Origin of the sequence: Roseburia sp. AF25-13LB (assembly GCF_003478915.1) — a bacterium.
GTDB classification, from domain to species: domain Bacteria; phylum Bacillota; class Clostridia; order Lachnospirales; family Lachnospiraceae; genus Roseburia_C; species Roseburia_C amylophila.
The window spans coordinates 254168-266940 of record NZ_QUFO01000002.1 but is presented as its reverse complement, the minus strand read 5'-3'; the positions used below and the strand labels follow the sequence as shown (position 1 = coordinate 266940).

The following is a 12773-nucleotide window of genomic DNA, read 5'->3' as shown; positions in this document are numbered from 1 at the left end:
GTAACTCTACCTCCCTGTTACTTGTTTTTCTCTATACTCAGTTACAAAGTTACCACTTTCTTACAAATTCTGCAATGCCTTAGTGCTTTTGTCCCAGGGAATAATCTGTCCGGTAACGGGTCAGTCCGGGATGATAATAGGGATCTCCCTGCTTTAAAATATCAATCCAGCGGGTTCTCATATATTCAATCTCTTCCTGAAAACGGCGTACTTTCTCCTCTGTATCCTCCTGTCCTCTGGACTTTGATTCATAATGGTACGCTTCTACAGATGGTTCATATATAATAAGATAACCCTTCTTCCGGATTTTAAGACACAAATCCACATCATTAAATGCTACTGATAAAGCTTCGCAGAATCCGTCCACCTCACGGAACACCTTTGCCGGCACCATAAGAAATGCTGCTGTTGCTGCACTTAAATTCTGCCGCAGGCTGGCTCTATACATATACCCACTATCGCTGCGTACCTGTCCTACACACATATTGGCTGCAATTCCTCTGGCATGCCCACCGATGCCTATGACAATTCCGGCATGCTGTATCGTATCATCCGGGTAATAAAGCTTTGCTCCCACTGCTCCGGTATTTTCTTTTCCGCACAGGGTAAGCATCCGTTCCATGTAATCCTTTGTTATAATCTCAATATCATTGTTTAAGAACAAAAGATATTCACCCTTTGCATAGGATGCTCCATAGTTATTAATGGCTGAATAATTAAAAGTACCCGGTATCTCAGGTTTCCATTCTACCACGCGGATATCTGGATACTGCATCTGCAGCTCTTTATAATAATCAAAGATTTCTTCGCTTTTACTGTTATTTTCTATAATGATAATCTCATAATTCCGGTAGCTGCCCTGCCGAATGGATGTGATGCATTTTTCCAAAGAAGCTTTTTCGTCTTTATTCGGTATCAGAATAGATACCAGTGGCTGCTTCTTTTCGTGACTACCCACTGCCATAGAGGCATGTTCTACTCTCGGTGCATGCTCCGCCTTTGTATGATAAAGCACTTTGGGAATATGGATGATACTATCGGACTGCTTTGCCGCCCGGCAGATCAGTTCTTCTATTGCAGGATTTCCGTCATTTTCTTTCAGCGCCTGCAGGAATACCGTTTTTCTGATGCAGCATAAATGTCTGATATAACAGTAGTTTTCCAGATAATCCGGGCTGAAGTCCGGCTTTAAAAGAGGCTCTGCTGTCTCCGTTGTCTTTGATTCATCCGGACATCTGACATCTTCATCCGTATAAATCAAATCCGGCTTTCCGATTTCTTCCCAGTGAATTCCTGACTGCTTTGTCTCTTTTGGAAAAGCAATGGCATGGGCAAGCTCGTATAAAGCATCCGGTTCTATGGTGTCACCCGCCTCAATAAGCGCTGCATATTCCCCGGAAAGCTCTATTTCTTTTCCGGTACAGAGCTTATCGATACAGGTTAGATTCCAGTTGATATAGCTCTGCTGTTCTAACATAGCCAACGCATCTTCTCTATTTTCTCCCATATAAACACAACTGATAAGCGGTCGATAGGACCACTTATCAGATTCTTTTGTCTGTATCTTAAGTTGTGCTTCTGTTACCTTATGGCCTGCTGCATATTCCGCATAGGAAATCTGCTCCGGTTCTCCTTTTTCTTTCAGGCGGATGAAGAATTCCTTTAAACCATAATTTTTTAAATATCGGAAACCTTTTCTGAGGTTATAAAGGCTCAGTTTCATCTTGTCTCCTTTTTTCACTGCTCTAATCTCACTGCGCTAATCTCGTCGTTCTAATCAGGCAGCTTTATTTTCTAAAATTAATCTCTGTCATAAATATCTCTGGTATATACCTTGTCCTGCACATCCTCTAAGTCTGCACTGTTACGGTTGGATACAATAACATCGGACACCTTCTTGAACTCGTCTAAGTCATGGATTACTTTGGAATTATAGAAGCTGTCATCCTTTAAGGTTGGCTCATAAATCACTACTTCAATGCCCTTTGCTTTCAAACGTTTCATAACGCCCTGAATAGAAGACTGGCGGAAGTTATCGGAATTGGTCTTCATGGTCAGACGATAAATACCTACTACAGAAGGATTTCTATCTAAAATCTGCTGTGCAATGAAATCTTTTCTTGTCGTATTGGCTGCAACGATTGCTCCGATAATATCATTTGGAACATCCGCATAATTTGCCAGTAACTGCTTGGTATCCTTTGGCAGGCAGTATCCGCCATATCCGAAGGACGGATTGTTATAATAGTTACCGATTCGCGGGTCTAAGCCTACGCCTTCGATAATCTGTCTGGTATTTAATCCTCTTACCTCTGCATAGGTATCCAGCTCATTAAAATAGGAAACACGCAGTGCAAGATAAGTATTTGCAAATAATTTGATTGCTTCTGCCTCGGTGAGGTGTGCTAATAATACCGGAATATCCTCTTTGATAGCACCCTGTTTTAATAAGCCGGCGAACTCTTCTGCCTTTGCCCTTAAGCTTTCATCCTCTTTCGGATATCCCACTACGATACGGGATGGATAGAGGTTATCATATAATGCTCTTCCTTCTCTTAAGAATTCCGGAGAGAAGATGATATTTTTGCTACCAAACTGCGCTCTTACTTTTTCGGTATAGCCAACCGGAACTGTAGATTTGATAACCATAATTGCATCCGGTGCATATTCCATAACCAGCTTGATTACGGCTTCTACGGATGATGTATCAAAGTAATTCTTCTTCTCATCATAGTTGGTCGGAGTGGAAATGATAATAAAATCTGCTCCTTCATATGCTGCCTTTGCATCTGTGGTAGCCCGCAGATTCAATGGTTTCTCTGCTAAATATTCTTCAATCTCCTTATCGACGATTGGAGATTTCTTATGATTAATCAGATCGACCTTCTCTTCAACAATATCGACTGCCCATACCTCATTATTCTGTGCTAATAAAATGGAATTTGACAATCCCACATAACCGGTTCCTGCTACTGCAATTTTCATGTGTATCCTCCTTATTTTTCATTGTGTTTCAATTTTCCAAATATCATGCGTACTTCTTCACGCACCAGTTCATCCCCTAAGATTAAAAGCATAATGCCGTAGGTTACTACTCCAATTATAATCATCAGTAACATATAAATCAAATAACTGCTGAAAGTTACCTTCTGAAACAGCACATATGCAATGACCATCGGAACGGATGCGATGACATATTTCCAGACACCCTGCATCATTCCCTTAAACGGTATCATCTTATGTCCTAAGATAATGCAGATTAACATTACCATTGCCTCTGCCAGTACGGTAGCAATTGCTGCTCCATCGTAGCTTAATACCGGAATCAGCAGGTAGTTAATGATAAGGTTACTGATTGCGCCACCCAAGGTTGCCCAGAAAATAATCTTCTCTTTCTTCTTTGGCATAAATATCTGATATGCAATAAAGCCGTTAATCGGCGAGAAGAACAAATTGATGGCAAGAATTCTCGATGTTATAACACTCGGGAAAAACTCGCTGTAATTCTTACCGGATATCAGATGAATGACTTCCGGCGAAATCAAAAGCATACCCACCATACATGGTACAATTAACATCATCATAAAACGGAATGCCTGTTTTAACAGCCGGTCAAAGTTATCCTTCTGGTCATTTTCAAGATAATATGCCATCCGGGGCATGATAACCGTACTCAGAGATTTAATCAGCGTACACAAAACCTGATTCATCTTCGATGCCGTTGTATAGATTCCCGCATCCTTATCTCCCTTCATCCATCCCAACATTGTAATATCGGAATTGAGATAAATAACAGATGCAATCGAAACGCCAAACATATATACCATCGGTTTCATATGAACCTTGATATCAGCCCAATGGACTCTTGTTTCAAATAAATGGATGTAATGTCTGCTGTGAATAAAATTCAGCACACCGGAGCCAACGGTAGATACCGCAGTCAATGCCACATACCATGCCACATCACCTTCATTCCGTACCAGCACAAATAGCATTACAAGTGCTACTACCTGGAAAATGACAGAACGAATCGTAATATACTCATACTCTTCCAACAGTTCATAGAGCCATTCCATACCAAGGGTGGTAAATAGAACCGTAGAACTGCTGATTAACAGCAGCATTTCATAGCCATCAAACTTCGGCAGGAACAACGCACCTGCAAATCCGATATAGGCAAGCACCGTAAATACCAGATTGATGAAAAACATTTCCGAAGCAAATTTATTTAATTTTGCTTTATCATCACGGATTTTTGCACCCTCTGTAATGGCATAATTATTGACACCAAAGGATGCTATCAGCTGAAAATAGCTGACAATGGATGCTACATAGGCAGCCCGTCCTACTCCGGCAGAATTCAGTACCCGCGTTGCATACGGATAGGTAATCAGTGGGAATAATATCGTCATCAAAACCCGAATCAGATTCATTATAAAGTTAAATTTGATTGATTTTACTTCTTTCACAATATGTCCTCGCAGTTACTTCTGCATTACCTCTAAATGTTCCAAGAGAATTCCAAGTGATTTAATCTGATTCTCCAGATTAAAGATTTCTTTTTTACGCTCGGTCTTATAAATATAATCCGTAGAGATATCCTCAAGATGAAGAATTCTTACCTCCGGACAGTATACCATCGGTATTCCCGCTTCTTTACATCTTAAATATAAAAGTTCTTCTTCCCGGAACATAAAGGTATCCGGCACGAATGCATCTTTATATTTTGTAAGATAAATCGGCGAGAAAATCAGACAGCAGCCATGCAGTACCAGCTCATCCTGATATTCCAAGGAGCCTTCTGTGCAGTCTTCATGTTTCTTTAATTCCGGCATGACATGAATCTTTCCAAGGAAGATGCGAAGCAGCAGCTTTGCTCTGTCCCAAAGATTCCAAAGCGGATAAATGGAAGAGGTAATGTGTTTTAATCTCGTCTCATATACATGGCGTTCTTTTTTCAAACCCTCAATGGATGCAATTTCATAATACATGGCATTTTCCCTGCCATCCTTTAATTCAATATGCGGTCCCATTACTGCAAACTGATGTGCTTCATAGGCTGCCTCCACCAGCTGCGCAAAGTTATCCTGCAATAAAATCACATCATTGTTCATTACACAGATAAAATCGCAGTGCAGTTCTTCTCTTGCATATACATAGCCTAGATTGTTGCCTTTGGCAAAGCCGAGATTTTCCTTACTCAAAAGAACACTTACATGCTCTGTGTCTTTATAGCACTCCGCTAAATCTTTACCGGTTCCGTTGCCGGACGCATTATCTACTACCACAATTTCATAATCAGCCTGTGCCATTTTCTCCTGAATTGCCGCAATACACTTCTTTGTCATATCAAGAGTGCAATAATGCAATACCACAAAGCCAAATTTTTTCTTCTCACTCATCTTTGATTCCATCCATTCCAGATATCCTAATTGTGTAATAATAAACTGTCAATGAACAGCCATTTTACATGACAGACAAAATACCAGAACTTTGCTTTTCGGTATAATTTCAAAGCCTTTTTATCAGACATTTTTCCAGTCTTAACATATTCTAACCATGCCTTTGAAACGTCAAGTCCGTCCTTTGTTATCTTATCTTCATAGAAAGCAGCCTTCTCACCAGCCGGTTTCTCCTTACATTTATGCATGAAACTCATATCTGCCCAGTGACGTACGAGACTGTAGCGGATAAATTCCGGTGCAATCTTCTGCTCCAAGTCATAGTCCATCAAATTTCTAAGATAGTTGATAAACCGGGAATTTCCCGTCCAGATGCCGTCTCCGGTCTGACGATAGCTCGCCATAATATCCGGCATATAATATACATCCCCATGCTTAATAAAACAGAACGTAATGGTATTATCATTAAAATAATCTGCTACCACATCCTTCGGAATATCCTTGATATAGGCACTTCGCATCAGAATAGAATCCGGATGGAAATAGAAACGCCCCCAATAGGTTGTTCCCTTTAATTTCATCGTATGATTGCAGTTTAAAAATGGGGTATTTTCTTTCGTCTTCTCATCATAGGCATAGACATTGTGGGCACAGACTGCATATTTTGCATTTTCCGGCTGATCCATAATCTCTACCTGCTTCTGCAGTTTATGGTCATCGACATAGAAATCATCCCCATCGAGATAAGCAAAATACTCTCCCTTTACATACTGCAAAAGATTCAGACGGTTTCTTGATGCCCGCTGGCTACTGTTGTATTTCACACCAGGTTCCCGGTCCATCACATAAATTTCCATTCTGTCCGGATATTTCTGCTTCCATTTCTGTAATTTTGCCATGGTGCCATCGGTAGATCCATCGTCACCAATCAGTACTTCAAAATCAAAATCACATTTCTGGTCAAAGACACTCTGCAATGCCTCATCCACATAATCTTCCTGATTATAAAAAGTCACAAGGACGCTTACTTTCATACTATCCTCCAGTGCCTACAATGTAATGGAGTAGGTCAGGTTATTACAATAGGAGCTTCCGAAGTCTTCTTTGCTGGTAATCAGTCCCATGTTCAGATAATTACCCAAATCTTCGGTTGCTGTTCCCCAGGAAATCCGTTTATAGCCACGATTCTTCATTTCCACAATCATGGAATAATACATAAAGGTCATCGGGCTTAATTTATTAAACGCCTGTCTTGCAGCAAGATACTGTGTATGGGCACAGCCTACTTTATCGAAATAAAACATCATGGAACCTGCTAACATTTCATCCTCTTTGAAGATACCAAAGAATCCACATTCCTCCGGGAAACGGTCATTCTTGAAATCTAAAAGCTCTGCTAAAGTATGTACCGGTTTGGTATCATACTTGGAAAGGTTCTCACAGAGAATATCATAGAATTCTTTAATCTCATCATCTGTCGTCAGCGGTCTGCATTCCAGACCTTCCTTCTCACAGTTGTGTACATTGGTACGTTTTCCCTGTGCAAAGTTTGAAAGAATTGCCTCTTTATAAGTCGCGTAGTTTACATAAGTACTCAGCTCCTTATGCTCCGTATAGCCTGCATGCTGGAATGCATACTGGAATAAATCACTTTCTACTTCTGAGAAAATATCGGAAGTCATCTTAAGATAAGCCTCGTTATAGCCCTGCTCCTTAAGATAATCTTTTAATTCTTCTACTAATACCACGACATGTTTTGCATTGTGATGCTTCTTGTCGATAATGATACCGCCAAAGGTGGTTCCTTTGTGGGAGAAAAATACCTTTTTCCCATCCTGCTCCAATTCACATGCCGGAATCAGGGCTGCGATATTATTTTTCTCATTATATACTACCAGAGATACATCTTTAAATCTGCCTGCCGGATGATAATTGAAGAACCGGCGGCTCTGTAAAAAGGTTCCGTTTATGGATTTTTCTGTGATAAATTTATCCCACTGTTCCTCTAAACTGTCCTCATATTTTTCAAATCGAAACATAGTCTCTCCTCTTCTATTTGAATGCATTGATTGCATCAATGACATATCCGGTTTCTTCCTCTGTCATTCCATAATACATCGGAATGCTAAGCTCTGTTGCAGAAATCTCTTCTGCCAGTGGAAGCTCTCCCTTTTTGATGCCAAGGCTTTCATATGCGCCCTGCAGATGCATTGGAATCGGATAATGTTTATTGGTTCCAATTCCCTTTTCATTTAAGAACTTCTCTAATTCATCCCTGCGTGCACAGCGGATTGCAAAGATGTGGAATACATGCTTCGTATCCGGCATTACAGTTGGCAGAGCGATTTCCGGATTCTTAATTCCGGCAAGATATTTCTCTGCTGTCTCAATACGGTTTGCATTCCAGCGGTCTAAGTTCTTTAATTTAATTCTTAAGAAAGCTGCCTGCATCTCATCCAGTCTGGAGTTATTTCCCTGATAGATATGATGATATTTATAATCAGAACCATAGTTGCCAAGGGCACGTACTTTATCTGCCAGCTCTTTATCATTGGTTACAAAAGCTCCGGCATCTCCTAATGCACCTAAGTTCTTGCCCGGATAAAAGCTGAATCCAGCTCCGTCTCCAAGACTTCCCACATGTTTTCCCTTATAGAGTGCACCATGTGCCTGTGCAGAATCTTCAATTACTTTCAGATTATGGCGTTTTGCAATCTCCATGATTTCATCCATTGGTACCGGCTGTCCATAAAGATGTACTGCCATAATTGCTTTGGTCTTATCGGTAATCTTCTCTTCGATTCTTGCCGGGTCAATGTCAAAGGACTCTAAAGTCGGCTCTACAAATACCGGAGTTGCACCTGTATAAGAAACTGCCAGTGCAGTTGCAATAAAGGTATTGGATGGAACAATGACTTCATCGCCTGTCCCGATTCCATATGCTTTCAGTGGAAGGAACAGTGCATCCAGTCCGTTACCTACACCTACACAGTATTTCACGCCACAATATGCAGCATACTCTTCTTCAAACTTTGCTAATTCTTCTCCCTGGATAAACCAGTTTTTTGCTAAAACCTGCTGAAATTTTCCGGTAAGTTCCTCCTTGATTTCATCATGCATTTTCTCAAATGACACAAATGGTATTTTCATGGCAATTCTCCTTTACTTATCCTTATTTTCCTCTTTTACAAATGCAAGGAATTTATCGTAATTCCTGATATAATCATTTTCATCATAATATTCTGATGCCAGTACCATCAGCACTGCATCCTCGGAGAAATCATACATTTCCCGCCACATATTATTTGCAATATATAAGCCTTCATATGGCTTGTCCAATAAGACCTCTGCCGTCTCACTGCCGTTATCCAGATGAATCTTACAGGTTCCATGAATCGGAATCAGAATCTGTTCTAAACACCGGTGTGCATGATAGCCTCTTCGTACACCATCTACGGTATCATACATATAGTAAACACGCTTAATTTCAAATGGAATATCACGCATCTCTTCCAATGCTACCAGCTGACCGCGTTCATCCCCATGCTGCTGAAATCTGTACTTAATCACTTCCATGGACATTCTCCTTCTTCCACATTGCTGTGCTTCACTTTTCTATTTTAATTCTTTTCTTACCCTTACTCTGCTTTTTCTTTGCCGAATTCCGGATTATCCAAAAATCCCTTCTGCTGATGTGATGGCCGGTATGCACCTTTTCGTGCCTGCAGCATATGGCTTATAAGATAACGAATGGCATCCGGATTGCGGAACAGCCGTAACAAAGTACGAAGATAAAGGTTTCTGATTTTATATAATCCCAATACCTTTTTCTGCTTCTTCACATATGGATTATCGCTGTACTGCTCCTGAATCATGGCATAGAAACGGTCTACATCCTGTGCAAGAAGCTCCGAGAAGCTGCTTTTCTTCTTAGTGGATACTCCGGTATCGGCTTCATACCATACCAGATAATCCGGGAAGAAATGCATCGGTCTGCCATCTAAGCCTGCCATCATCTGAAAAATATCTTCTGCATAAATGACCGTTCCCTCTATCTTCTTAAGATAAGTCATATAATAATCTACGGTATAACAGGTACATGCACCGGAAGCATTGTCCCGATACAGCACCAGATTCTTTACAATCTTATCCTCATTCCAGTTCTTATATGGAGATAAATCAAAGGGATGCGGAAATTCCACATAATCTACACCGCCATCTTCCCTGCGGCAATAACCCCGCATCAGTCCAAAGCAGGACTCATACCGGTTCTCTTCCATAAAATCATACACCTGCTGCAGGGTATGTTCATTATAGAATGCATCCCCCGGTCCAAAATCCCGGACATATTTACCCTTTGCCTTTGCCAGACCATCTATGAGGTTCTTTACCGTTCCCTGATTCTTCTCATGAGGAATAAGGGTATAATTTGCAAACTGGTGTGCCGCAAAATAAGCTTCTATCTTATCAAAACAGTTTTCTTCTGAACCATCATCTGAGACTACGATTTCGTAATCCTTAAAGGTCTGTGCCATGACAGAATCCAGTGTAACTAATAATTTCTTCCAGTCCGGATGATAGGTTACGATTAAAACAGTAAATTTCATCGTTGCTCCTTCTTGTTAACTTATACAGTTTACTATGTTTTCTTAAAATTTGCAACTTACAGCCTTCCGATGAGGAACAGTACTCTGACAAAGATTTCATCAATCATTCCCTGACGCAATTTATGCGGATAAAACACTTTTTTCAATGCTACTATTGGATGAAATCCCTCTTGTGTAAACAGATAAAGAGTCTTTCTATCTTCTTCACTCAGCTTATCTTTATATAATTCCGCATATTCACGAATCTGACGTCTGATATACTTAAAATAGTGATTCAGGAAAAACTTTTTAAACCTCCAAACTTGTGCTTTCCAAAAGCTATCCCCGCTGTTACTAACATTGCTCCCTGTTCTACGGTATTTTACGGTTGCACGTTCATCATATATAACCTTTCCCATGCCAACACACACCATATACATCCACCAGTCGTGTCCGGTAGAATATTTTGGCATCTGTTCTGTTACCATGTCCTTAGCTTTACGGTTAAATACACTGTTAAAGCCCAATGAAACACAGTCTACCATTGAATTTGCAAAAGATATATTAGGATGTTTACAGTCCCTATGTGCCACAAAATTTAACCCGCCATCATAATAATCATAATTTGAGAAATACAAAACAGGAACATCCGATGGGCTTTTATCCAGCAATTCCAATGCCATTTTTATCTTATCCGGAAACCAAAAATCATCCTGATCACTAAAGGCATAATAATCTGCTTCACCGCCATTTGCAATCAGCCACTCAAAACTTTTCACAAAGCCGACATTTTTTCCTGCTTCAAGATGAACTAGGCCTCGTTCTTCATACTCTTTTAAAATAGTCAGTGTTCCATCTTTTGAACCATCATCTCTTACATATATTTCAATATTTTTATAAGACTGTTCCAATATACTTTCTATCTGTTCACGAATATACTTCTCTCCATTATAAGCCGATAATAATACATTTACTTTCTTATCCATATGAATCATTCCTTACTTTTCATTTAGCTTACCTACAAAGCCGATTTCCGTATCATATATCCTTTCCAGTGAATCAAAATATGCCTGTTCATCCTGATAAATCTGGCTGTCTTTTAATACCAGTATATACTCTGCTCCAGAATCATTCAAATGATTAAAATAATCTGTGTGATTCGGATCACTCTGTCCCCAGCCATAATATCTTTGATTCGTAATTGCCTGATACCACAAATCATCCTCCCAGTATCCTGCCATCGGAACAAGTTCCTCTCCTTGTTCTAAAAGTTCATTGTAAACCCAATGATATAATTCCTCTTTCTCTTTCGAATATCCTGGCATCCAAAACGTTATGTAATTATAATGCAATAAATCATTATATGCTTCTGCCTTATATGACGAAACCATAAGACTATTATGTATCTGGATACGTTCCTCTACTTTTCCCAGATACATTCCAACCAAAAATACCCAGGTAATAAAGCATCCTGTTATCAGGACTCTGGTCTGCTTTTGTGCATAAACGACTCCATAAAATACTAATACAAAAGCTATTAACCACAACAAAAAATATATTTTATAGAAGTAATATGTAGATGCCTTACCTGTAACCGTTTTCCAAAGCAGTAACAATGTAAATACAAATGTGTAAGGTGCCAAAAACAATACAAGATTATTATCCCCTTTCTTACACATTGCATAGAATCCAAATAAAATCAGCGGTATATATATAACAAAATTAGAAAAAAGATCCCTGTAGCATGCCCCTTCATTCACAATTGCACTGGATACCGTTACCCCATCTTTAAATACACCGGCATATGTATATACAAATCCAAGAATACACGGAATCAGGAACACTGCCAGACAGGTTACCACAGTGTCTCGTGATACTAACTTATGCATTTTCCATTGTTTTACAAAAATGCAGGTAATTAGTGCAAAAAAGGCCACCGGCATAAACATCACATAGCATTCAAAAATAGCAAGGCACCCCAGCATCAGGAAAATGATGTTCATCCATTTTCCCATATTCTCTTTTAAATACATATCAGTTAAAATAATCAACATACCTACAACGGTAACACCCATTCCAAGATATGTAAAACCATAAATCATGGAACACATAGGATATCCAATCATATATACAAAGGAAAGAATGTACGCTGCAACCCTGCCGAAACGGTCTTTACTATACTTTCTTGCTATTCCATAGAAAACAAATGCAGAAAGGCACACCTGAATCAGTTCACTCAAAACATAAAAACGGTAGTAATAGTCCACTGTTGCCAGTGGTGCCAGCATCTCTATAAATAATCCATTCCAAACAGTTTCATAAAACATACTTGTAACAGTTCCGTCATTCACAAGGTCCATTGCTGCCCGGAAATGATTCGCTGGATCAATTGTAAGGAAATTAAGATTAAGAGCTGTTCCACCATATCTTGTTTTTGCAAAAATAATTAAAACAACTACGGCTGTTACGACAAACATCAAATCACTTACCGCAAACTCATATTTCTGATATTTCTTCTTTTTCCAATTAAAAAACCATACTATACCTCCTGTTATCATATCAATGATTCCAATTGATATAATATTTATCGGGATATGTACTAAATCTAAAACCGCCGCCCAAAATGTGTGATAACAGTTTAATAAAATAAGCAACATTACTATCCATGTCACTCCGGTCTGTTTTTCTTCACTTTTATACAAGCCAAAAATACTGCTCCAAACTATTATCACTGCTGCCACAAAAAAAGCTGTACTACCAATGTTCCATCCCATTCCTCTATTCG

11 protein-coding genes are annotated in these 12773 nt (G+C 39.5%); all 11 read right to left on the bottom strand.

The window, feature by feature from the left end:
* Window positions 1-79: 79 nt before the first annotated feature.
* Entirely contained in the window at window positions 80-1723 is a 1644-nt protein-coding gene (locus DWY37_RS04465) for a glycosyltransferase family 2 protein (RefSeq protein WP_118544440.1), read from the bottom strand.
* A 77-nt stretch (window positions 1724-1800) separates the two neighbouring features.
* Window positions 1801-2985, bottom strand: coding sequence for a nucleotide sugar dehydrogenase (locus tag DWY37_RS04460; RefSeq protein ID WP_118544441.1), 1185 nt, complete (start codon window positions 2983-2985; stop codon window positions 1801-1803).
* A gap of 11 nt (window positions 2986-2996) precedes the next feature.
* Entirely contained in the window at window positions 2997-4469 is a 1473-nt protein-coding gene (locus tag DWY37_RS04455; RefSeq protein ID WP_118558538.1) for a flippase, read from the bottom strand.
* 15 nt (window positions 4470-4484) lie between these two features.
* A complete protein-coding gene (locus DWY37_RS04450; protein WP_158561572.1) occupies window positions 4485-5402 on the bottom strand; it encodes a glycosyltransferase family 2 protein in 918 nt (305 codons plus the stop codon).
* A gap of 26 nt (window positions 5403-5428) precedes the next feature.
* Window positions 5429-6436: a glycosyltransferase family 2 protein gene (locus DWY37_RS04445; RefSeq protein WP_117698694.1), complete on the bottom strand. Its 1008-nt coding sequence runs from the start codon at window positions 6434-6436 to the stop codon at window positions 5429-5431.
* Window positions 6437-6451: 15 nt separating this feature from the next.
* Window positions 6452-7441 (bottom strand): GNAT family N-acetyltransferase, encoded by a 990-nt coding sequence (locus DWY37_RS04440; protein WP_022244451.1) that lies wholly within the window; start codon window positions 7439-7441, stop codon window positions 6452-6454.
* A gap of 13 nt (window positions 7442-7454) precedes the next feature.
* Window positions 7455-8552: a DegT/DnrJ/EryC1/StrS family aminotransferase gene (locus DWY37_RS04435; protein ID WP_118544442.1), complete on the bottom strand. Its 1098-nt coding sequence runs from the start codon at window positions 8550-8552 to the stop codon at window positions 7455-7457.
* A 12-nt stretch (window positions 8553-8564) separates the two neighbouring features.
* Window positions 8565-8978: a sugar 3,4-ketoisomerase gene (locus DWY37_RS04430; protein ID WP_117698693.1), complete on the bottom strand. Its 414-nt coding sequence runs from the start codon at window positions 8976-8978 to the stop codon at window positions 8565-8567.
* Between the two features lie 62 nt (window positions 8979-9040).
* Window positions 9041-10009 (bottom strand): glycosyltransferase family 2 protein, encoded by a 969-nt coding sequence (locus DWY37_RS04425; protein WP_117698692.1) that lies wholly within the window; start codon window positions 10007-10009, stop codon window positions 9041-9043.
* A gap of 56 nt (window positions 10010-10065) precedes the next feature.
* Window positions 10066-10974, bottom strand: a complete 909-nt coding sequence (locus tag DWY37_RS04420; protein WP_158552104.1) for a glycosyltransferase family 2 protein — start codon at window positions 10972-10974, stop codon at window positions 10066-10068.
* Window positions 10975-10986: 12 nt separating this feature from the next.
* Window positions 10987-12762 carry a hypothetical protein gene (locus tag DWY37_RS04415; RefSeq protein ID WP_117698690.1) on the bottom strand — a complete coding sequence of 592 codons (1776 nt, stop codon included), beginning with the start codon at window positions 12760-12762 and terminating at the stop codon, window positions 10987-10989.
* Between the last annotated feature and the right edge of the window lie 11 nt (window positions 12763-12773).